Source organism: Phaeobacter sp. JH204B (assembly GCF_048055755.1).
Lineage (GTDB): Bacteria > Pseudomonadota > Alphaproteobacteria > Rhodobacterales > Rhodobacteraceae > Phaeobacter > Phaeobacter bryozoorum.
Genome location: NZ_JAYMXF010000017.1, coordinates 124,777 through 145,859 on the forward strand (window position 1 = coordinate 124,777; position 21,083 = coordinate 145,859).

At 57.0% G+C, this 21,083-nt stretch carries 20 protein-coding genes, 1 tRNA gene and 2 pseudogenes; 8 read left to right on the forward strand and 15 right to left on the reverse strand.

The features are described 5' to 3' along the window. Window positions 1–4: 4 nt before the first annotated feature. Genes VXL81_RS09280 through VXL81_RS09290 form a run of 3 tightly spaced genes read left to right on the forward strand, consistent with a single transcriptional unit; the run spans window position 5 to window position 3,351 of the window. Window positions 5–1,045, forward strand: a complete 1,041-nt coding sequence (locus VXL81_RS09280) for an ABC transporter permease (protein WP_416553933.1) — start codon at window positions 5–7, stop codon at window positions 1,043–1,045. Further along, entirely contained in the window at window positions 1,046–1,855 is an 810-nt protein-coding gene (locus VXL81_RS09285; RefSeq protein WP_416553935.1) for an ABC transporter permease subunit, read from the forward strand. It abuts the gene before it with no gap. Further along, window positions 1,852–3,351 (forward strand): ABC transporter ATP-binding protein, encoded by a 1,500-nt coding sequence (locus VXL81_RS09290; protein WP_416553937.1) that lies wholly within the window; start codon window positions 1,852–1,854, stop codon window positions 3,349–3,351. Before VXL81_RS09285 ends, VXL81_RS09290 begins: the two co-directional genes overlap by 4 nt. Here the strand turns inward: VXL81_RS09290 and VXL81_RS09295 are convergent. From VXL81_RS09295 to VXL81_RS09360, 14 genes are all read right to left on the reverse strand, one after another. Beyond that, window positions 3,348–3,905, reverse strand: coding sequence for a gamma-glutamylcyclotransferase (locus VXL81_RS09295; RefSeq protein ID WP_416553939.1), 558 nt, complete (start codon window positions 3,903–3,905; stop codon window positions 3,348–3,350). The two genes, VXL81_RS09290 and VXL81_RS09295, sit on opposite strands and share 4 nt — an antisense overlap. 86 nt (window positions 3,906–3,991) lie before the next feature. Continuing rightward, a complete protein-coding gene (locus tag VXL81_RS09300) occupies window positions 3,992–4,678 on the reverse strand; it encodes a M23 family metallopeptidase (RefSeq protein ID WP_416553941.1) in 687 nt (228 codons plus the stop codon). Continuing rightward, window positions 4,675–5,259 (reverse strand): hypothetical protein, encoded by a 585-nt coding sequence (locus VXL81_RS09305; RefSeq protein WP_416553943.1) that lies wholly within the window; start codon window positions 5,257–5,259, stop codon window positions 4,675–4,677. The genes VXL81_RS09300 and VXL81_RS09305 overlap by 4 nt, the downstream gene beginning before the upstream one ends. Window positions 5,260–5,297: 38 nt before the next feature. Then, window positions 5,298–6,491: an acyl-CoA dehydrogenase family protein gene (locus tag VXL81_RS09310; protein WP_416553945.1), complete on the reverse strand. Its 1,194-nt coding sequence runs from the start codon at window positions 6,489–6,491 to the stop codon at window positions 5,298–5,300. 23 nt (window positions 6,492–6,514) lie between these two features. After that, complete coding sequence (locus VXL81_RS09315; RefSeq protein WP_416535439.1) at window positions 6,515–6,931, reverse strand: acyl-CoA thioesterase; 417 nt, start codon at window positions 6,929–6,931, stop codon at window positions 6,515–6,517. Window positions 6,932–6,967: 36 nt separating this feature from the next. Beyond that, entirely contained in the window at window positions 6,968–7,570 is a 603-nt protein-coding gene (locus VXL81_RS09320) for a prephenate dehydratase (RefSeq protein WP_416535440.1), read from the reverse strand. Between the two features lie 528 nt (window positions 7,571–8,098). Next, window positions 8,099–8,791, reverse strand: a complete 693-nt coding sequence (locus VXL81_RS09325; RefSeq protein WP_416553947.1) for a glutathione S-transferase family protein — start codon at window positions 8,789–8,791, stop codon at window positions 8,099–8,101. Window positions 8,792–8,977: 186 nt separating this feature from the next. After that, the gene (locus VXL81_RS09330) at window positions 8,978–9,868 is read right to left on the reverse strand and encodes a LysR family transcriptional regulator (protein ID WP_416544980.1); all 891 of its coding nucleotides are present in this window, start codon (window positions 9,866–9,868) and stop codon (window positions 8,978–8,980) included. Window positions 9,869–10,151: 283 nt separating this feature from the next. Beyond that, window positions 10,152–11,075: a LysR family transcriptional regulator gene (locus tag VXL81_RS09335; protein WP_340547636.1), complete on the reverse strand. Its 924-nt coding sequence runs from the start codon at window positions 11,073–11,075 to the stop codon at window positions 10,152–10,154. Between the two features lie 50 nt (window positions 11,076–11,125). Then, a complete protein-coding gene (locus VXL81_RS09340) occupies window positions 11,126–12,160 on the reverse strand; it encodes an ABC transporter ATP-binding protein (RefSeq protein ID WP_416541726.1) in 1,035 nt (344 codons plus the stop codon). Further along, window positions 12,157–13,149 (reverse strand): ABC transporter ATP-binding protein, encoded by a 993-nt coding sequence (locus VXL81_RS09345; RefSeq protein ID WP_260102075.1) that lies wholly within the window; start codon window positions 13,147–13,149, stop codon window positions 12,157–12,159. Before VXL81_RS09345 ends, VXL81_RS09340 begins: the two co-directional genes overlap by 4 nt. Window positions 13,150–13,154: 5 nt before the next feature. After that, window positions 13,155–14,102: an ABC transporter permease gene (locus VXL81_RS09350; RefSeq protein ID WP_260102074.1), complete on the reverse strand. Its 948-nt coding sequence runs from the start codon at window positions 14,100–14,102 to the stop codon at window positions 13,155–13,157. Further along, on the reverse strand, window positions 14,099–15,079 hold the full coding sequence (locus tag VXL81_RS09355) for an ABC transporter permease (RefSeq protein WP_340547639.1): 981 nt from the start codon (window positions 15,077–15,079) through the stop codon (window positions 14,099–14,101). The genes VXL81_RS09350 and VXL81_RS09355 overlap by 4 nt, the downstream gene beginning before the upstream one ends. A gap of 152 nt (window positions 15,080–15,231) precedes the next feature. Beyond that, window positions 15,232–16,788 (reverse strand): ABC transporter substrate-binding protein, encoded by a 1,557-nt coding sequence (locus VXL81_RS09360; RefSeq protein WP_416553949.1) that lies wholly within the window; start codon window positions 16,786–16,788, stop codon window positions 15,232–15,234. 532 nt (window positions 16,789–17,320) lie between these two features. Between VXL81_RS09360 and VXL81_RS09365 the strand changes: the two genes are divergently transcribed. The 5 genes and pseudogenes from VXL81_RS09365 to VXL81_RS09385 form a co-directional block, all read left to right on the forward strand. Beyond that, window positions 17,321–18,244 (forward strand): calcium-binding protein, encoded by a 924-nt coding sequence (locus VXL81_RS09365; protein ID WP_416535445.1) that lies wholly within the window; start codon window positions 17,321–17,323, stop codon window positions 18,242–18,244. Window positions 18,245–18,326: 82 nt separating this feature from the next. Beyond that, complete coding sequence (locus tag VXL81_RS09370) at window positions 18,327–18,815, forward strand: DUF995 domain-containing protein (protein ID WP_416553951.1); 489 nt, start codon at window positions 18,327–18,329, stop codon at window positions 18,813–18,815. A gap of 103 nt (window positions 18,816–18,918) precedes the next feature. After that, window positions 18,919–18,995 (forward strand) — tRNA-Arg (locus tag VXL81_RS09375). A 216-nt stretch (window positions 18,996–19,211) separates the two neighbouring features. Further along, a pseudogene (locus tag VXL81_RS09380) lies at window positions 19,212–19,391 on the forward strand (helix-turn-helix domain-containing protein); the annotation flags it as partial. A gap of 180 nt (window positions 19,392–19,571) precedes the next feature. Beyond that, window positions 19,572–20,080, forward strand: a pseudogene (locus tag VXL81_RS09385) (IS3 family transposase); the annotation flags it as partial. Window positions 20,081–20,468: 388 nt separating this feature from the next. Here VXL81_RS09385 and VXL81_RS09390 read toward each other — a convergent pair. Further along, window positions 20,469–21,056: a YceI family protein gene (locus tag VXL81_RS09390; protein WP_416553953.1), complete on the reverse strand. Its 588-nt coding sequence runs from the start codon at window positions 21,054–21,056 to the stop codon at window positions 20,469–20,471. Window positions 21,057–21,083: the final 27 nt, after the last annotated feature.

Consider the following 21,083-nt stretch of genomic DNA (forward strand, 5'->3'; position numbering starts at 1 on the left):
TCAGGTGGCCAATGTCTTTTCCATGCCGCTGGAGTTGGCACCGGCAGAGTCGTTGGATGCCGGACCGTCGGCCGCCGGAATAATCACGCGGCTTCTGAGCGGGCTTCTGCTGCGATTTCTGATTTTCTGCGTTGTCTTGGTATTATGCGCGATCCTGACGCGGATGTTGCCCGGCGATACGCTGGAGGTCATGCTGTCAACGGATCTGGCACGCGGTCTTGGGTCGGGCGAACTGGACCGATTGCAGGGGCGCATGGGTCTGACCGGAGATATCGCCTCCCAGGTCTGGCGTTATGCAAAGGGCCTTTGGGCTGGTGATCTGGGCTACTCAATTCCCCATGCGGCTCCGGTTCTGCAACTTCTGCTCACGGCACTGCCCTGGACCGGATTGCTGATCCTCGGAGCAACTCCGATCTTCGTTATCGGGGGCGTCCTGACGGGGATCGAAGCGGGTCGGTTGCCGGGTGGTACTGTCGATCGGTGGGTCACACCGGTGGTCACGTTATTGGCGAGCCTGCCGCCGTTCACCGGTGCAGTCCTGCTCCTCCTGGCCTTTGGCATCCTCTGGCCGGTTCTGCCAACCGCCGGGGCAGAGCCGCTGCTTCCTGCTGCCGGACCTGTGGGCCACGCTCTGGACATTATGCGCCACGCCATCCTTCCGACGCTTGCGCTGGCCCTGCATGAACTGGCGCGGTTCTATTTCTTAGCGCGGGCCGAAACGCTGACGCTGGCGCAACGGGATTTCGTGCTGAATGCGCGTGCGCGGGGCATTTCACCATGGAGGCTGAGATGGGCCTATATTGGCCTCAGCCTGATACCTGCGTGTCTCTCACGGTTGGGCGACACGCTGACCGGGTTGATCACAGCTGTGTTTTTTGTGGAAATCGTCTTCTCCTATCCCGGTACAGGTTATCTCATCTACAGTGCGATTCTGGACCGTGACTATGATCTGCTGCAGGGCGCAGTCGTTTTCATGGCGGCTTTCGTGCTTCTGGCGAATTGGATTGTCGATGGTCTGGTGATCCATCTCGCGAGGCGTGGCTGAATGCCGTTGGTCCTTCGGCAATGGTGGTTACCCGCCAGCGTCATGGTGGTTTGCCTTGGCATCTGGTTTGCTGGGCAGGCAGGACTTCTTGATTATCGCAGCAGCCGTGATGTTCTGATTGCTCCCGGATCAGCGCATTGGCTGGGTACGAACGAGCTCGGGCAGGATGTACTGACCGGGCTGATACTCGCCACACCAACGACTCTCGTTCTAGCTGTGGCAACAGCCATGGCTACCTCCACTGTTGCGATTGGTGCAGCAAGCCTTGTGGTGTTTTCCGGGCAGTTTCTGTCTGGAATGGTGCTACGGATCGTTGATGCGGTGCAGGTCGTGCCGACAATGCTGGTTCTTCTGCTCTTCGCAGCCTTGTTAAACCCTGGGTTTTTATCTCTTTTTTTGCTTTTGGTTATAACGGGCTGGAGCGATGACGTGCGTGTCGCCGCTGCGGTCTTGCGCAGGGAGCGACAGCGCGAAAACATTCAATATGCGCGCGCTATGGGGGCAGGGTGGCTCTATTGCTGGCGCTGGCATCTGTTTGCCGCGCTGCGTCCCTTATGCGGGGTATTGATGGTCCAGAACATAAGGCAGGCGGCACTAAAATCGTCCGGGTTGGCGTTCCTCGGTCTCACGGATCCGCGATTGTTAACCTGGGGCAGCATGATGCAATCGGCTATGGACCAACTTTATAGTGGCGCCTGGGTCTGGCTTCTGTTGCCGCCGGCCGCACTCCTGTCGCTGCTGCTGCATGTCACGCTGACCATGGGCGACAGGAGTCTACGCTCCGCTGCTGTGCCGGAGTTTTCCTTGTGATACGGGTCGAAAATCTCTGCCTCTGGCACGATGGTCGGGAAATCCTCAAGGGTGTCTCTTTTGAGGTGCCACGCGGACGTACGCTTGCGCTTCTGGGGGCTTCTGGCAGCGGCAAGACCTGTCTGGCGCGGCTGCTGGTGGGGATCCTTCCCGGGTGTCACGTCGAGCAGGCCGTCCGCAACAGCAACGGATTTCGTTGGTCGGGACGGGCTGAAGTCCTGGGCGTCGATATGCTGCGAGCGACGGTGGCCGAGCGGCGTCGGCTGCGCCAGACAGACATAGGCCTCATTGTGCAGGCGCTGTCTGACGCGCTGAACCCTCATCAGACAGTTTTGCAACATGTTGCGGAGCTGCTGCCGCGTTCTCGCGATCGGAGATCGCTGGCGATAAGGTTTTGTAAGCGATTCAATATTCCTCAGCGTCTCTTGCATCGTTATCCGGCCAATCTCAGCGGCGGAGAGATTCAGCGCGTGCTGACAGTGCTTGCGCTGGCCCGCGATCCATCGGTTCTGATCCTCGATGAGCCTACAGCGGCCTTGGATCATGGCAATCTGGGGTTGGCCGTAGCCTTGCTGGAGCAGGGCAGACCGCGACGAAGCCAATTGCTCATAACCCATGACCTGTATCTGGCCGACAGAATGGCAGACCGGACGGTGACGCTGCAAAATGGCAAATTGCGTGATCAGGACAGGGTGATTATTGGATCCAAGGTCGGCGGAGGGCGGCGTAATCTGGCCTCTGTTCCACGACGGCCTGAGGGTCGAGGAGTTGCTCCGTTGGTCCCACGTCCTCAGGCGCTTCCAGCGGATCCATCGGGCTTGGTCGTGCAGGACCTGTCCTACTGGCGCAACGGAACGCCTCTGTTGCGCGGCATCTCTACTCTGGTCAGACCGGGTCATTGTCTGGCTGTCTCAGGTCCGAGCGGTTGTGGCAAATCCACATTGGCGCGTCTGATTTCTGGCTATGAGCCGCTGCAGGCGGGTCGCGTCATGTGGCGCGAGGCAAACGCCGCGCAGCCCAGAGCGTGCCGGATGTGTGAACTGGCGTTGGTGTCGCAGCATCCCCATCGGGCGCTGGCCCGCCACATGACTGTTGATCAGGTCATGCAAGACGCCGTCCGGCTCTATCTGCGGACCAGACCTGTTGGCGACCGGTACGATGTGCAGGCTCTGCTCGATAAGGTCGGCCTTCCGCACAGCGATCGATTTCTGTTTCAGCGCGCGGCGGATTTGTCCGGAGGTGAGGCACAGCGCCTGGTCATTGCACGCGCGCTTCTGGCGCGGCCGCTCTGTCTGATTGCCGATGAACCCACTGCCTCCTTGGACAGCGGTAGCCGCGACACTATCGTGCGCCTGTTTAGAAGTCTGATGGTGACCGAAAGGCTTGCGTTGATCGTGTTTACGCATGATCCCATGGTGGCGGCAGCCCTGGGTCACGACATTCGGTTTCTATCGGAGGGTCAGCTGCGGCTCAGCCCTATGGGAGCGGTGGCTTAGGGTAGGTGGCTGCCGGCGCCCTGTGCTTGCAGGGTTTTGACCTCGGCTGACAGCCAGTCGAGGTGTTCATCGGCAATACCAAGCGCGCGCAAATGATCGGCAGTGTTCCACAGGTAGTCGCAGTTGGGGCCGCGTTCTCCGGCTGCCTGAGCAATGATTTCGGCCTGGCGGGCCAAGCTGTGATTGTCATATTGCTCGTGGTCACGATTGACGACATAGGTGAGCGCTTCAACCACGCGGCCGTCGACGAGTGTCAGCGGGACCGTAATCTCGCGATACGCGGGGTTGAACAGCTCACGTGCGCGAAGGTCCTTCAGAACCTCGGTTTCCTGGCCGGATTGCACAGCGAGAGCGACGCCGTTGCAGATCGCATCATCCGCGGCGTCCAATGCTAGGACCAGACCCGGTCGTGCAAAAGTCCCGCGATATCTCAGAGAGTTCAGGCAGAACCGTCTTTGATATCCGGCCAGCTGTGCCGGCAGTTGCTCGGCAGGTTCAAATCCGGGGTCCCAGATCAGAGATCCATAGGCAAAGACCCAAAGTGTATCGGACATTTTCTTATTCCTTGAAGCGGTCGCGCTGAAACCCCCGAATTGGAAACGGCGGAAGAGGTCAGGGGCCCCCTCTTCCGCCAGGCAGATCAGTCTGTCAGTTGGCGATACGAGGTCACCAGACTGCTGTAAGGGGGGACAAAGACTGAACGCGTTTCATCGCCGATCTTTACGGTGTCCTTGACGTCAAAATGCAGGTGGATCGGCAGATCCGAAATCCAGGCATTCGACACTTTTCCAAGGCGATCTCCTTTGGAAACTTTGTCCAGCGGGGCCACGGCAAGATCGTCCATATTCATGTGGACATAGCGATAGAGAGTGCCGGATGGGGTTTGCAGGGTCAGGGCAAACCGCCCGACATGGGCGATCACACCATCTTCAACCGCAACAGCCCAATGGGTGTCGGCCTGACAGCTGGCAGGACGAATGTCCTGGCCCTGATGACCGCCTGACGCACAGACCGGCAGATTTGACCGGCGCAGTTCACAGAAATTGTCGCGCCAGGGATAGCTGTAGTTGACAGTGTCGCACTGGCTTCCGCCGTTGCCCTTGAAACCACCGGGTGCGTAGACATGGGAGTTGGCATAGGCCGGGCCATCCTCCAGCGGGAAACGCATCTCTGGATAAAGAACGGCACCAATTGACAGGCCAACCCCGGTATCCTTGATCAGGTCGCCCGGCGCCTTGAACCGATCGTCCGCCTGTGCCTGTGAAACGGCGGCAAGCATTGCAATGGCGAAGGCGGTAGCCGCCAGCCTATTTGCGCGAAGCATCATTGTACCGCCCCCTTCACAACAGTGACGGTCTGCGCCAGTTCGGCGAGATAACCGGGTTCAATACAGCGCACATCTTCGGTTGGGGCATCACAGGTGATCCGCAAGGTATAGAAACCGCCAAATCGGCTGAACATATGATCTGCACCGTCGCCGGTGGACTCATATTTACGGGCCTCATGTTTGAATGACAGGCCCGGAACCTCTGTCAGAAGTGTACGAGCGCCCATCACACTGAGCTGGGCGCCATCCAGCCGATAGTAGGCGCTATAGGCATTTTCCTGGCCGCGAAACGCGGGCAGTTCAACCTTTGCATCGGTACCGAGGATAAGGACGGGCAAGGTCACATCGTCCAGTCCGGCAGGAGCGGTGTCGATAAATGCGGCGATCAATCGCTGGTCGCTCTTGCTTGCATCCGCTTGCGCGGTATTGGCCGCGACCCAATCAATGGTATTGACGACGCGGTTTACGGCCTGCTCCTGCGGTTTATCAACCGCTACGGCTGGTAGAGACATCAGGACCAGGGCAAGGGCGGCAGAAGGGAACACGCGCAGGCCGGTCGCGCAGGTGGATGAGGGCATCATCTCTCTCCAAGTAGTGTGCATTGAATAGTCACCCGCAGCTATGCGGGCTCTAGAGTTTTCGACGTCGCAGCCTCTGCGACTTTCCGGGCTTTTGCATGCAGCCGCGTCATCTGGCCAAATATGTTGCGACGGTGCATTTCCTCGGTGCCGCCAACGCTGCAAAAGGCCAGTGCGTCCCGCAGGAATGTGGTCACCTGGCCCTCGTGGTAGCCTTTGCTGCCATAGAGCTTCATCAACTCCATTGCGCCTTCCACGATCGTATCTGCACCGACCAGTTTCGAGATCGAGCAGGTCATCGCGGCCTCAGGCGCACCGCTCAGCAGCTGGTGCAGGGCGGCGTAGGACACCCATTTTGCACTTTCCGTGCCGATACGGATATCCGTCAGCTTCTTCTGGATGTATTGATGTTCGATAATCGGCACGTCGAAGGTCTTGCGTTTCTTAGAGAAATCAAAGGCTTCGGCAAGCATTGGTTCGATGAGCCAGGCCGCCACCAACCCGTAGTAGAGGCGCCCCATCGAGACGATATTGACCAGATTGCGAAGCCCGGCTCCCGGTTCTCCCAGAAGATGGCCGTAGTGCAGCGGAACATCGTCAAAAGTCATCTGACCGGTCGGCAGGTCCAGATTGCCAAGCTTGCGATCCTGTGCGCCAATTTTGAGGCCGGGGCTGTCGGCATCCAGCAGGACCAATGAGATACCTTCACGGCCGTGATCACTCAGCTTGCAGACCACAAGAATGAAACTTGCGACCGGCGCATGTGCGATATTGTATTTTGCCCCACTCAGACGGAATGTCTCATTCGGGCCGGGGGTCAGCAAGGAGGAAGTCGCACGTACATCGGTGCCAGTATCCGGATCAGCAATCGCGGTAGCGCTCAGCTCTCCATTGAGGATACGGCCCAGATATTCGCGCTTCTGGCTGTCGCTGCCGTAAAGATCGAGCGCCCGCACCATGCCTGCCTGGGCGATCACCGAAAGCAACATGCCAGGGGTGCGCAGAGTGGCGGCAAGTCCCTCCAACGCAGCGGTGAAGCCCCACCAGTCCCGGCCATCGCCACCATATTCGCGTGGTACGATCATCCGCCACAGACCTGCGGCGGTCAGCCGATCCCAGGTCCGCTGGTCAAACGCACGGCGGCCAAGGTACAGTTCGTCCCGGTCGGCCATTTTGCCGATCGCGGCAAAGGCAGTTCGGGTCTGCTGCTGTTCGGCTGTCCATTCCAAATTCATATCATCGTCCTCAATACAGGGGGTCAGGCGCTTTCCTGAAACGTAGCAACAGCTTCTTTGAAAGCATCCGGCACGGGGTAGGTGGCCTGCTTGCCGTAGTCGAACATGACATGAACAGACTTGGCATTTGCGACCACGCGACGATCTGCATCATCAATGTGCATCACATGCTCCATCTCGAAGCTCTTGCCGCCGAAGCTGACCACACGGCTGCAAACCACCAGATTGTCACCGTAGAGCGCCTGCGAGATGTAATCGCAGGATGTCTTGACCATGATATGCGGCAGCTTTTCGGATTTGGGCAGCTCTAGGAGGTCGTGCATGTATTCCAGATATGCCGACTGCATGTAGTCATAATAGACGGGGCTGCTGACGTGACCCATCGAGTCGGTATCGCGGTAACGAATTTCTACGGGTGTTTCGAAGGCTTTGTTGGACATGGGGTCTCTCCTATTGGGGTTCGATGTAGCGAGGGTTCAGGCGTGTTGGGTGCAATCCTGGCAGGCCCGCTTTTCCAGCGGTCCGTGGATTGTGAAGCCCATCGGGACGGGGCCGAATTTCCGCAGGATGGAAAGGCCGAATTTCTCGGCCGCGCAAAGCGTGGTGATGCAGCCGTCGACATTGCCCGCCGCGCAGTCGCGTGCCGCGATGACATTGCTGGAGACAAAGCGTCGCTCGACCGTGGCCGGGAGCAGTTTTTCGGGCGCAGGATGGGTGGCGCAGGTCATTGGCTCAGCCCCGGTGCGGGAGGCCAGAACCATGTTGTCGGTATTCATGATAAATACATCCAGCAATTTCATTTTCTGGATGTGTGCGTAGATGATGGAGTGGAGATGGGGGTAGGCGACAACCCCGACCAATACAGCTCCGTCCTGGCAGGCTACACTCTCAGCGGCCTGTTCCATCGTCCGGTGCAATTTCACCGACGCGCCGTGACACCGACGTAATGCCCAGGAAATAGCTGCTCGCTCACAATTCGTTCCGGTAGGGCCAAGCGTATGGATCTGTTTAACCCAACCAAAGGTTTCAGATTGCGGAATATAATCAGCGTTAACGCTGTTTTCGATTTGGAGATCCATTGCGTATCTTTTCCGCTATGTGTCGATGCTAACTTTGCAATGACCAAATTTCATCCATTTGCTCAAATAAGTATTTGAACATCTACTCGAACTATATTTTATATGTGACTTTGATTTTTGCCTTTTATCGCGGCAACTCTACTTCATATGCGCTCGCCGAATCTCATTTCACTGACATCATCGAAGCGGCAATGGCTTCGCCGAACAATTCGAAAAAACTGATGCTGTTCCTCAGCTATGGTGAGGAACAGTCCATAACTCGAATAATGACATGAAAAGCAGGAAACTGGTCGCTCAGCTCACGCGGTTATAGCTGAGGCTCGATCACCTACAGGCGGAAATCTTCCAGACAGGCCTGACCAGTAAGGTGGTGCATAAAAACCGAAGCAGCCCGCTTCCATCCCACGGTCTGGAAACAGGCTGTAGCTGCGCGCCATATCTCGCACGCCGGGCGAGCTTCCCGACGTGCAGGCGGTATCATAGCGGTGACGGTCGTCGATGAGAGGAAGCCGACAGCCGGTTTCGGTCTCAGCTGGACCGGGTCGGGTCGCGACCAATCCCGTCGAAGAGGTCGAGACAGCGCTCAAACCAGCTGCCAACGATATCATTACGCTCGAGCAACGGGTTAGATGTGCAGACGTTACACCATTGCAGTGTTCCAAAGAGCGTGTAGTCGGCGTAGGCAGGCGTTGTGCCTGACAACCAATCCTGCGTGCCGAGCAAGTCACGGACAGGCGCTAGTTTCTCTGGCAGCGCTGCGCGTTCGCCGTCGGCGCCTTCGGCCATGGCTTCCAGTGGCATGCCAAACCTGCGCTCACGGGCAGCGCGGAAATAGGCTTGGTCATCGGGCGACATCAGGTTGTGCATATCCATGACAGCAATCGTGGCAAGGCTGGGATGAAGGACCGTTTTGCAGTAGCTTTCGACAAAACGGGTCAGGGCGATCGCTCCCTTGCCATCAAAAAGATTGGGAGTATCGGTATAGGTTTCATCCAGATACCGAGCGATATCAAAACTCTCTCCCAGCACCGTTTCTCCATCACGCAAGACGGGCACACTGGTAAAGCGACCATCCTCAATAGCAGTGATGTCGCCAAATGAAACAGGGACAAGATTATATTTCAAATTCTTGTGCTCCAAAGCCATGATGACTTTCCAGACATGTGGCGAATAGTGACGTTTACGATCTTCGCCACAAAGGCTATAGAGTTTGCGGTCCACTGAGGTTCTCCTGTCTGGGAAGTTAGCATCTAACATTTTCGGCTGATATAGAATCGCGCTGCTACATATAATGAAACCTTACGTCTCATTATGGTTTCATCAATATAGTATTTTGATGAAATAACGTGGCTTCTATTTGTGATGCTGGCTCAACGGGTGAAACCATTTGGCTGGCAATAGAGCTGGTCAGGCCGAGATGGCCATCCTATCTGTATCCAGCAGATCGCGAACGGCGCTGATGATGGGGTCTTGAGTGCGGTTGGCGAGATGAGCGAAGAGAACGCGTGTCGATTTGCGGACTTCTCGCAGCAGCGCGATCTCTCCACTCGGGGGTTCGGTTCCTGCGCTGCTGACGTGAACCAGACCGATGCCAGCACCGCTTGCGATCAAGGCGCGTGTAATAGTCTCATCATCGACATTGATGATCCGGGCGGGTTGAATGCGGTTTTCCTTAAACAGGCGCTCCGCGATGCGTCCACAACACGAACTATAAGTGGGGTAGATCCAAGGCATAGCCTCCAGCTTGTCCCAGTCAAGGTCCGGACCCGGCGGGACCAGATCAGGAGCGGCCGCAAGGTAGACGCTGAAACGCGATATTTCGAGGGTTTCAAGGTCATTCTGGGCTTCGTCAGGGTCGATAAAGAAACCTGCATCCAGGCGACCATTGCGGATATCGTCCAACACACTTGAAGATGTGCCATGTTGCAGGGCAACTTCGAGATCTGGAAAGTTCTTTGAAAGATCAGCGAGCAGGCGGCTCACCTCGGTCGACCCCAGGTTGCGCCCGGCGCCGACTCGCAGCTGGCCGGCCAAACGCCCACGCAACCGGGAGGCCTCTTCCAGAAATTTCTGATGATTATCAAGCAGCTGCCTGGCCTCTACCAGAAGCCGCTGTCCGTCGGTGGTGACACTCATCCCGCGCGGTGTACGCTGGAATAGTGTCAGGCCCAGCGTGTCTTCCATCGTTTTGATATGGGCGCTGACGGCCGGTTGACTGCGAAACAACAGCTCGGACGCGCGCGTGATACTGCCTTCCCTTGCCACTGTGACAAAGGTCTTGAGTTGACTGATATCCATGGTTACCCCTTCAAATGCCATAGGGCGCATCGAATGCCTGCGCCTCTATTAGATGGCGCGCCACCACCCCTGGCTGACGCGCGCGAGACAACTTTTATGCCCTCTTTGCGAGAAGTCAAAACGGAAACACCCGCAATAGATGAGTTGGGCTGTATTCCGCCGGTTAGGAGAGAAACGTCATGACGAGCGCCTTTTTGCCTGCCCTGGATTGCGAGGGGTTCAAAACATTCCTAGCATGAGGCCGACCGGTAACAGTCAGATAACAGTCCGCGCGTTGTTGTTGTCAGCCGACGATCGCTGCACTGTTGCCCATCTTGCGCCAAAGGCTATTCAATGTGGGTTTGGTATTCTCGGTCTCGCGGTACAGACGGACCGAAATTGGCGTGACAAACGACTCTCCGCCGGCAAGCGCCAGACGCCCATCGCTCAATTCATCCTCGCACAGCTTGCGCGGCAGCCAGCCAAGGCCGAACCCCTCCAGGATCATCGCCTTGACCGAGTTCGCGAGAGAGTTCTGGTTTACAACCAGCAGATTTGGAGGCGAGATTTGCTGGCGCAAGGTGTGATCCAGAACCGATCTCAGCGCGGATGCGCTGCCATAGGACAGCAGCGGAATCTGTCGTTTGGTATCGCGGCCGAGGTGGAAAAGCGGGTGCCCACCTGCATCCGTTTTTGACACCGGGATGAATTCATCCTCTGATAGCGTCAAGTAATCGCATTTGCTGACCTCCAGCGGCGACAGGAAATCCATTGCGGGATGCCAGTAGGTCAGGATCACGTCGCAATAGCGCTGCTGCAAGGCAGTGACGAATTGATCTGCCGCCCAACTGGTGGAGTTGAGATCGACATCCAACCCGCCGGCCTCCATCAACGGTTCGATATGGTCCCGGAAATGGGTCATGTAAAGCGACTGAGATGACGCAAAGCGGATGACATTTTCCCCTGCAGCATCAATCGTTTGGCAGCGTTCCAGCGTCTCGGAGTAGGTGCGTAGGATGATTTTGGCCTGCGATAGAAACACATCCCCAGCAGGCGTCAGCGACAGCGGGAAGGTCTGTCGATTGATCAGCTTCACACCAACCTCATCCTCCAGGGCGCGGATACGCCTGGAGAATGCGGGTTGGCTGACATTCCGCTCTTCTGCAGCACGCGAAAAATTCTTGTGCGTTGTCAGCGCTTCAAAGTCTCTGAGCCAGATTATATCCAACTTGCCTAGGTCCGTTCTGGGGTCATCCAGTGGGCCGGGGGTCCCGGTGTTTAGCCGTCGAGCCGGTTCTCTTCGACCGCGTGGCAGGCAACGGTGCTGCCATCTGCTTGCCGTAATGGACGCGGACGCGACTCGCGACATCTAGCATTCGCAAATGCGCAGCGCGTTTGAAAGGGGCAACCTTGAGGCAAGTTGATGGGTGTCGGGATTTCGCCCTGCAGCCGGATGTGACTTGGCCCTTCATCCTTGAGCTGTGGCACCGCGGACAACAGCGCCTTGGTATAGGGGTGTTTGGGGTTTTCAAACAATGTCCGGGTATCGGCCAACTCACACAGCGTACCAAGATAGAGCACCGCAACGCGCGTCCCGAAATGCTCCACCACGCTGAGGTCGTGGGTGATGAAGAAATAGGTCAGTCCCCGCTGGTCCTTGGCTTCCAGCATCAGGTTCAGAACCTGTGCCTGGATCGAGACATCCAGTGCCGAAATCGGTTCATCCGCGATGATGAACTCGGGGTCGACAGTCAATGCCCGGGCGATTGCGATCCGCTGGCGCTGGCCACCCGAGAATTCATGCGGATAGCGGCTGGACCAGCTCGGATCCACACCAACAGACCGCATGACCTCCGACACTTTATCACGCACTTCGCCACGCGACAGCGACGGATTGTGGTGGCGAACGGGTTCTTCCAACGCCTGCTGGATGGTCATGCGCGGGTTCAGGGAGGCATAGGGATTCTGAAAGATCATTTGCATCTTCTTGCGCAGGGGCATCATTTCCCCGCGGGAGCGATCGTCGATCCGTTCACCATCATAGTGGATTTCGCCGCCGCTGGGCGTCAGCAGCCCGGCAACCAGCCGCGCTACAGTAGATTTTCCGCAGCCGGATTCACCGACAATACACAGCGCTTCGCCACGGTCGGCGGTGAGCGAGACATTGTTGACCGCATGCACCGCGCGTTTCTCACGGGTGATGCGACCACCGCGCAGCTTGATGGTTTCTAGAAACCCGCGGTCCAATTCAAAGCGTTTCTCAAGATTCTTCAGCTCAAGCAAAGGTTTGCTGTCTTGTGTCTGGATTGTCATACGCTTGCCTCCTCAAGGCTGGTATTCTGCAGGCGGGAGACTTCGTGGCAGGCGACCTCGACCTGGCGATAGCTTACTGTTTCCGGCAACACCTTGCGGCAGTGGTCGACAGCATATTCGCAGCGAGGGCTGAAGGGACAGCCGGGGGGGATGGATGTCAGCCCTGGCATGTTGCCCGGGATCTGTTTCAGTCGTTGGCCGGGCAGGGTCTGTTGCGGCAACGCGTTGATCAGCCCTTGGGTATAGGGGTGTTGCGGGTCGTTGATAATCTCGCGCGTCGGACCTGCCTCGATCAGACGACCGGCGTACATGACGAGGGTGCGCTCGGTCATCTGACTGACCACGCCAAGATCATGAGTGATCAGGATCAGGCCCACCTTGTTGGACTGGCAGAGTTCCAGCAGCAACTCCATGATGTCCGCCTGAATTGTCACATCCAGCGCAGTTGTCGGTTCATCTGCGATGATCAGCTCCGGATCCAGAAGCAGCGCCATCGCGATGATGATCCGTTGCCGCATGCCGCCAGACAGCTCGTGGGGATATTGGTTCAGTCGTTCTTCGGGCGAGGGGATATAGACCTCCCGCAACTTCAGAATAGCGATCTGTTCCGCTTCAGACTGGCTGAGCGAGCGGTGCGCCTTGAGCGTTTCGACCATTTGCTGGCCGATCGTCAGGACCGGGTTCAGAGTGACCATCGGATCCTGAAAGATCATCGCCATGCGATTGCCACGGATCGTACGCATCTCGGCGTCGGACAGTTTGACGATATCCTTGCCACCAAAAAGGATCTCACCACTGTCGATATATCCGGGCCGGCTGAGAAGGTTCATCAGAGAGAAACCGGTGATGGATTTACCGGCCCCGGATTCACCTACGATGCCCAGACGCTCGCCTTTTCCAAGGTCGAAGGAAATCTGGTTCAATGCGGTGACGGTGTGATCACGCATCGCAAATTTGACCGTGAGGTCGCGAACGGAAAGCAACGACATCGCTATTATCCTTTGTAGAGTTTCGGGTTCAGCACGTCACGCATCCAGTCACCCAAGAGGTTGATGACAAGAACGAGGACAACGAGAACCACACCGGGGATGGCGGTGATCCACCAGCTGCCGGAGAAGATATAGTCAAAACCGGAGGAGATCAGCGATCCGAGCGAGGGCTGACTGGGGGGCATCCCAAGACCCAGGAAGCTGAGTGACGCCTCGGAAATAATCGCATTCGCCACCTGCACCGTCGAAATCACAAAGATCGGCGACAGCGAGTTCGGCAGAATATGCCGCACCATAATCCGCATCGGGCCGAAGCCCAGCACGCGGGCGCTGTCGATATATTCCTTCTTTTTCTCAGCAAGAACAGTGGCGCGTACCGTTCGGGCATATTGCGGCCATTCGGCGACGCCGATCACTGCGATCAGGAAGTAGATCGCATATTGGTTGAAGGTCTCACTGCCAAACATCGCCTGTGTCACCGCGAGGAAGATGATAGCGACCATCAACGTCGAGAAAGACAGCTGGATATCGGCAAAGCGCATCAGAAGGCTGTCGAGCCGCCCACCGACATAGCCGGCCACCAACCCGATTGAGATCCCGAGGAAGGCTTGCAAGGCGACGGCGCAAAGACCGATCAGCAGGGACAGGCGGGTGCCGTAGAGGATCGTCGACCACAGATCCCGTCCCTGATCATCGGTGCCAAACACGAACTGGGGGTCGGCTCCGTCAATCCAGGCTGGCGGGTATTCGCTGTTCATAATGTCGATCTGGGCCGGATCATAGGGATCAAACGGTGCCAGCACCGGTGCCAGGATCGAGGCGAGGGTGATGACCATGAACACCGCAAAGGATACCATCGCCACGGGGTTGCGCCGAAAGCTGTAGCCCATGTTGGAGTTCCACAGGCGACTAAACCGCGACGGGGTGGTTTGGTTTGTACTAAGGCTGCTCATGCGCCCATCCTCGCAATATTGACTGTTGGATTGACGAGCCCATAGATCAGGTCGACGATTGTGTTGGTCACCACAAAGATGAAGCCCACAATGATGAGATATGCCACGATCAACGGGGTATCGACGCGGTTCACCGCCTCAAGGAACATGAACCCCATGCCTGGCCACTGGAAGACGGTCTCGGTCAGGATAGTGTAGGCGACCATAGTTCCGATCTGCACGCCACCAACGGTGATCACCGGCAACAAGGTATTCTTCAGCGCATGCACAAAATAGATGCGTCCGGGGCGGATGCCCTTGGCGCGGGCATATTTCACGTATTCGCTTTGCAGCACTTCCATCATCTCAGCCCGGATCAGGCGTACGAACAGCGGCAGCATGATCGATGCCAGCGCGACCGAAGGCAGCAGGATGTGCACCCAGCCATCTGCGGTAGCAAAATTGGTTTCCCAATAGCCAAAGACATGCACCACATCGCCCCGCCCGTAAGATGGGAACCATCCGAGTTCCACCGAGAAGACAAAAATCATCAGGATTGCGGTCAGGAAAACCGGGATCGAGATGCCGACAATCGAGACCCCCATGATCAAGCGGCTGAAGAACGCATTCGGTTTGATCGCTGTATAAACGCCCAAGGGTACGGAAAGGCCGACGATGATCAGGGTTGCACCCATAACCAGTTCCAAAGTGGCGGGCAGCTTCTTCAGGATCACGTCGAGTGCGGGTTCTTTGAAGAAATAGCTGGTGCCGAGGTCGCCCTGAAGGGCATTTCCAAGAAATCGGATGTACTGTGTCACGAAACTGTCGTTCAGACCCAGTTCGTCGCGCAGTTGCTGGCGGACCTCTTCCGAAACGGACTGACCGACCAGTTCGCGCAGGGGGTCGCCGAGATTGTCCTGGATGGCAAAGCCGATCAGCGAGATGGCAAACATCACCGCGATAGCCTGAAACACGCGTTTCACGAGGTAGGCGAGCATGTTGGAGTTACCTTGTATCAGTCACTTGTTGATGGGCACAACGCCATTGACGCCCGGCGGGCGGCAGGGACATGCCCATAAAGAAGTGGTGAAAATCTGGGAATTGGTGGCAAATCGGCCGGGGCAGCGACGCCGCCCCGGCCTAAGAGTTATCAGTCTACTTTCAGATCGCCGAAGTAGGGGAAGTTCAGAGCGTTCACGATCTTCTCAGCGTGGACACCATCACGAGCACCCCAGGCCAGGTTCTGCCAGTGCAGCGGAATGAAGGCCGCGTCTTCATAAAGGATGCCTTCCAGCTTGCGCAGCAGTTCGCCACGTTTCGCCTGATCGGTTGTCGCATTGGCTTCAGCCATCAGAGCATCGGCTTCCGGGTTGCAGTAGTTGCCGGAATTGTACTGACCGTTACCGGTGGCTTCGTCCGGGCAATGCGTCAGGAACTGGTGGAAGTTCGCGGAGTCTTCGGTGTCGGAGTGCCAGCCGATCATCATCATGTCGGCAGCGCGTTCGTCAAATGTCGGCCAGTACTGCGCTTTGGGCATGGTCTGCAGGTCAACTTTGATGTTGATCTTTGCCAGCATCGAAGCAACGGCCTGAGCGATTTTATCGTCGTTCACATAGCGGTTGTTCGGCGCCATCATGGTGACCGAGAAACCATCGGCGTAACCAGCTTCGGCCATCAGAGCCTTGGCTTTTTCAACGTCAAAGCGCGGGGTCAGGCTCTCGTCATAGCCGAGATAGCCGGCCGGGCTTGCCTGGGCGCCAACGGTGCCAAAGCCGCGCATAATGCGATCCACGATGCCGGCGTTGTTCACCGCATAGTCGATCGCCTTGCGAACACGTGCGTCTTTGAACGCTTCAACACGGTTCTGGTTCAGTTGGAACGTGATGATACGGGTGCCGGGTTCGGTGATCAGGGTGGTGCCTTCGTGTTCTTCGACACGCTTCAGATCAGTTGGCGGAACAGGTGCGATAAAATCAACGTCACCAGACAGCAGGGCTGCGACACGTGTCGGGTCTTCCTTGATCGGCGTCAGGATAATCTTGTCGACGTTGCCTTCGGAAGCGGTGTCCCAGTAGCCATCAAAGCGATCAAAGACGACTTTCACGCCCTGTTCACGCTCGGTGACAGTGAAGGGGCCGGTGCCGGACAGGTTGCGCGATGCAAAGCTGTCGCCGTGCTTGACCAGCTCGGCTTTTTCTTTGCCATCCTCGGTGGTGCCGGAGTAAAACTGGCTGTCCATCGGGAAGATGTAGGTCGCCGTGTGCAGGACCAGCGGATACGGCTCGGAGGTCTTCAGGTCGAAAGTCAGCTCGTCGATGACTTCGACGTCAGTGAAAGACGCGAAGATACCCTTGAAATCGGGGCTGGACTTCAGACGATCAAACGTCCAGTCAACATCTGCCGAGGTCAGCGGGTTGCCGCTGTGGAACGTGACACCGTCGCGCAGCTTGAACCGCATGGTGGTTTCATCGATCTGCTCCCAGCTTTCTGCCAGCCGCGGAGCGAACTGCAGATCCTTGGTCCAGCGGACCAGCGGATCAAATACCATGTGCGACAGCTGCAGCGTGCCGCCGGAAAGCTGCTCATGCGGATCCAGCGAAACCGGATCAGCGTCATAAGCGACCTTGATGGTCACCTCGGCCATCGCGGCCGTGCTCAGGGTTGCCGTCAGAGTGGCAACAGCGAGCGTACTCGCAAGATGTTTCATTATTCGTCCTCCCGTTACTGTATTGTTACTTCATCGGTATCGCAGGGGTCGCGAACAATCCAATGCCGATTGCAAAGCGGCTATGCAAAATGCGTATAGCTTGTTTTTCAAAAATATTTCAAAAACTTATGGGGCATTTGCTGGCTCAATCACCTCGGCGGATGCGCATTCTGCATAGCAAGAACCTATCAGAGGGTGGACGGGAATCGGCGGTTCTGACTGCTATACTGAGCACCCCAGCGGCGAAAAACAGCGCATCGAGGTGACGCATTGGCGCAGAAGACCGCCGGCCGAATCGAGATAAGAAAAACGACCTGAACTAAGAGAATCGGAGTTCCCTCTGGAGCGGAGAGCGCGGGTCGTTCCATGGTGGCATTGGAAACAGTCGCACGAAATTTCGTCGTTTGTACGCCGCAGACGCCCATTAACAGTCCGTTAATATGGTTAAGGCGCCAAATATTTGCCCGCAGCGCCGAATAAACCTATCAGCTTTTAGTCAAATCGTTCCAACCAGTGTGAAAGAGAGCCCACAATGGCAAATGTATTCGTTGCGTCGTTTCCAGGCGCATCTTCACTGAGTAACTATCTGGCCTTTGACAGCTTTGAAACCTCGCGCGACTCTTTCGGTACCGTTGTTTCTGCCACCGAGCTTGAACAGACGGGCGCCGATGGATCCGTGCTGCGCCTCGGCGGGGATTTTTCCAGCGAGGACCAGGCGGATTGGCAGATCTACTCAATGGACCACTCCCTGAACGGCGCCCCAATCGTGTCGGTTTCCAATATCTCGATGACCTTTGATCGCTTTGCCTCATTGCCTGCCGACGATTTGGCCCGTGAGCTGCTCTCTGGTGACGACGAGATCACTGCCCTCCTCAACAGCAATGTCACGGCCATCCGTACCTATGGCGGCGGCGATCGCATTTCACTTGGCGCCGGAAACGACACGGTCGCTGCCGGCGGGGGTAATGATTTCGTGACGGGTGGTCTGGGGATCGACAACCTCCGCGGAGGCTCCGGTGCAGATACGCTCCACGGGAACGGCGGCGACGATATCCTGCGCGGCGGAATCGGCCGTGACCGTATCTTTGGCGGTCTTGGTGACGATTTCATCGGGGGCGGACGGGGCAACGATCGTTTGATCGGTGGGGCTGGCAACGACACGATTCGTGGCGGCGCCGGTGTGGACCGACTATTTGGCGGGGCCGGTGATGACGTGATGACCGGCGGAGCGGGGGCGGATATATTTATCTTCAATGAGGGCGATCACACTGATCGCATCACCGATTTTGAGGCGGGGGTGGACCGCATCAAGCTTGGCCGCGGAGCGGAGAGCATGCAGGATGTCGATTTTGGTCAGGTCGGCGATGACGCAGCAATCTATTTTGCCGATGTCACCGTGATCGTCGAAAACATGACATACACAGAGTTGCAGGACGCAGATCACTTCTTGTTCTGATATACTGACGCTCCAAGCTTCGCGCCTGGAGAGCGGTTCAGCAGATCAAGATGACAGATCCCAGGTAGACCCGAGGAGGTAAATGATGACTAGTGTTAAACGTAACCTGATTGCTGCGGCGCTGCTTTGCACTCTACCTGCGGTGACATCCGCAGACCCGTTGCCGCGCAGTGCAAAAATTGCCAATCCGCAGAAAATTGCAAAAATATACTCGGGAAAGACTGAACTCTGGACCAACAACTGCGGCGGAGGCATCTATTTCGCACCGGGCGGTCAGGCGCGCGCCTGGTGTGCCGACCAAAGCGACAACCTGGGCGCAGGAACCTGGGCGGTCGATGCAAACGGGCAGATGTGCCAGGATCTCGTTTGGTACTACCCAAGCGGACGCCGTGCCGGAGCCAGCGCGAACGACAAATCCTGCATCAGCCATGTGGTTGACGCCTGGGGTGTCATCTGGCGAAGCTGGCCGAACGATCCCGAATGGTGGCCGATTGGGAAAGATGCGGGTCTCGTCCGTGGATATAAATTCCAGGCCCAGGTTCAGCAGACCCGGTCCAAACTGGGGTTCTGATTGATCCGGGTAAGAAGCCGTTTCAGGGGTCAGCCAAAAAAAGGGCCGACCCCTCGCTTTTGACTTGCACCCCCGCGCCGCTACGCTTAAACCCCGCCGCAGTGGACCGATAGCTCAGCTGGATAGAGTACTTGACTACGAATCAAGGGGTCGGGGGTTCGAATCCTCCTCGGTCCGCCACTTTCCCCATTTGTATGACGTCAGAGGTGTTTGACTTTTCCGTCACATCATTGACCCAACAGAGTCCCGGCCGAACTCTTCCGCCGCAACATTCACCCAGCATCCGAACACTGCTCGCTGGCGTTCCGTGTTGTCCTAAAACTTGCGCTGCGTCATTGTGCCAACATGCGTCAGCCCACAAAATAACAGTTAGATCGACATGAACGCCTCAGGGCCGATCTTCGCGTCCGGGGAAGCTCTCTCGCAAAGATCGCCCGCGAATTGGGCGTGACTGACTCTGCTGTCACTTTGGTAGGAAAAAGAATGTGTCGATCTGCGAAGATTGAGCAGGCTTTGGCGGACGCTTTGCAAACTAAGCCAGAGCAGCTTTTCCCTGATCTTTGCGAAGAGAGATAGAGCGGCCATTAGATTTGGCCCGAGAAATATGGACAGTTGAGCTAGGTGGATTTTCCGCTCCTGATCCGGCAGCGTGCTGGGACGAAGGAGCCCGAGATCGATGTCAAATCGTTGCACGCGAAGATAGGCCAGTTGACGCTGGAAAACGATTTTTTAGGCGAAGCGCTCGCCAAGGCCAGTCTGCTGAGAACGCTTGCTGTGACACGGCCAAACCAGGTCTGGGCGATGGACATTACCTACATCCCCGTGGCGCGCGGATTTGTTTATCTCGTTGCGGTGCTGGACTGGTTCAGCCGAAAGATTCTGGCCTGGCGGTTGTCGACAACACTGGAAACCGGCCCTGGCATCGAGGCTTTGAAAGATGCCATGCGCCGTCATGGCAAGCCGGAGATCATGAACACGGATCAGGGCAGCCAGTTCACGTCCATCGACTTCATCAAGACGCTGAAGGACGCGGGCATCCAGATCAGCATGGACGGCAAAGGTGCGTGGCGGGACAACGTCTTTGTCGAACGGCTGTGGCGGACGATCAAATACGAGGAGGTCTACCTGCGCGCGTATCAAAGCGTGTCAGCAGCCCGCGAGAGCCTGTGCCGTATAACAGTAGGAGGCCGCACTCATCGCTGGACGGGCAGACGCCCGATCAGGCCTATCTCAAACCGTTGCGACAAATCCCGGTCGCAGCATAATCGAGCGGGAAATCTACCTACGAAACGGCCGGAAACTGTTCAAACCACCTGAACCACCTCTGCTTAGGGTGTCCAGTCGCTTGAAGAACCTTAGAATGCGTTGCAGCTGTGCGGCTCCTTTGACTTAGAACGCTCGCTAAGCTTGCTGCAGCGCATTAAAACGCAAGTGATTACCTACGTTCTGAATGGTCAACAACTGAACAGCACATTGGATGTCGGCTTCAGGCATTTCGCGAACCCTTGGTTCGCAGCCGCAAGCTGTGACCAATTCCATGGTGGATATCCTCCATTATGGACCGTCTCGCTGAATCTACCAGTCTGATGTGCAGACTCCGACCCCGAAGCTGGCGCCCAGGTGTCGGAATATTTGGTATATTGAGACCTGAGCTTATTCGGCTGCTTTAAGCTCGGTGTCGATTTCGATGGTCAGCTGGCCCACCGGGATGCTGCTGCCGACGCCGAAATCTGCCGGGTCGATTGTGCCCGACGCGGAGAAAGCCACCCAGTCGCCTTTGTAGTAATCAAAGAACTGACCGACCGGATGCGCGCCAAGGTGTGTCAGGCGGGCCTCAAGCACCACCGGTTTGGTGACACCGTGCAAGGTCAGATCGCCGGTAATCTCGGCTGTATCCTCACCGGTGAGTTTTACACCGGTGCTGGTAAAGGTGATCTCCGGATAGGTGCCTGCGTCCAGGAAATCCGGACTTTTGGCATGTTGATCAAGCGCTTCGACGCCGGAGAAGAAGCTGTCCGTTGCGATGGCCGCTGTGACGCTGGCGGTCTCCGGGTCTGCAGGATCCAGTTCCAGCGTGCCGCTGACCGCAGTGAATTCGCCGTGCTGCATTGAGACGCCGGCGTGGTTCCAGCCCACGCGAACCTCAGTGTGGCCAGGATCTGTCTTGTAAGTTGCTGCAGCGGCTGCGCCTGTCATGATGGCAAGAGCGGCGAGGGTGCTGAGAAGGTGGATTTTGGTCATTGCGTATCCTTTCCGTTGGACGTGAAG

Excerpts from the sequence above, each read along its gene's own strand:
- VXL81_RS09300 (WP_416553941.1), bottom strand. The coding sequence starts at position 4,678 with ATGATGCTTCGCGCAAATAGGCTGGCGGCTACCGCCTTCGCCATTGCA.
- VXL81_RS09320 (WP_416535440.1), bottom strand. The coding sequence starts at position 7,570 with ATGGATCTCCAAATCGAAAACAGCGTTAACGCTGATTATATTCCGCAA.
- VXL81_RS09365 (WP_416535445.1), top strand. The coding sequence starts at position 17,321 with ATGGCAAATGTATTCGTTGCGTCGTTTCCAGGCGCATCTTCACTGAGT.
- VXL81_RS09360 (WP_416553949.1), bottom strand. The coding sequence starts at position 16,788 with ATGAAACATCTTGCGAGTACGCTCGCTGTTGCCACTCTGACGGCAACC.
- VXL81_RS09355 (WP_340547639.1), bottom strand. The coding sequence starts at position 15,079 with ATGCTCGCCTACCTCGTGAAACGCGTGTTTCAGGCTATCGCGGTGATG.
- VXL81_RS09390 (WP_416553953.1), bottom strand. The coding sequence starts at position 21,056 with ATGACCAAAATCCACCTTCTCAGCACCCTCGCCGCTCTTGCCATCATG.
- VXL81_RS09285 (WP_416553935.1), top strand. The coding sequence starts at position 1,046 with ATGCCGTTGGTCCTTCGGCAATGGTGGTTACCCGCCAGCGTCATGGTG.
- VXL81_RS09330 (WP_416544980.1), bottom strand. The coding sequence starts at position 9,868 with ATGGATATCAGTCAACTCAAGACCTTTGTCACAGTGGCAAGGGAAGGC.
- VXL81_RS09315 (WP_416535439.1), bottom strand. The coding sequence starts at position 6,931 with ATGTCCAACAAAGCCTTCGAAACACCCGTAGAAATTCGTTACCGCGAT.
- VXL81_RS09345 (WP_260102075.1), bottom strand. The coding sequence starts at position 13,149 with ATGTCGTTGCTTTCCGTTCGCGACCTCACGGTCAAATTTGCGATGCGT.
- VXL81_RS09295 (WP_416553939.1), bottom strand. The coding sequence starts at position 3,905 with ATGTCCGATACACTTTGGGTCTTTGCCTATGGATCTCTGATCTGGGAC.
- VXL81_RS09340 (WP_416541726.1), bottom strand. The coding sequence starts at position 12,160 with ATGACAATCCAGACACAAGACAGCAAACCTTTGCTTGAGCTGAAGAAT.
- VXL81_RS09310 (WP_416553945.1), bottom strand. The coding sequence starts at position 6,491 with ATGAATTTGGAATGGACAGCCGAACAGCAGCAGACCCGAACTGCCTTT.
- VXL81_RS09370 (WP_416553951.1), top strand. The coding sequence starts at position 18,327 with ATGATGACTAGTGTTAAACGTAACCTGATTGCTGCGGCGCTGCTTTGC.
- VXL81_RS09350 (WP_260102074.1), bottom strand. The coding sequence starts at position 14,102 with ATGAGCAGCCTTAGTACAAACCAAACCACCCCGTCGCGGTTTAGTCGC.
- VXL81_RS09305 (WP_416553943.1), bottom strand. The coding sequence starts at position 5,259 with ATGATGCCCTCATCCACCTGCGCGACCGGCCTGCGCGTGTTCCCTTCT.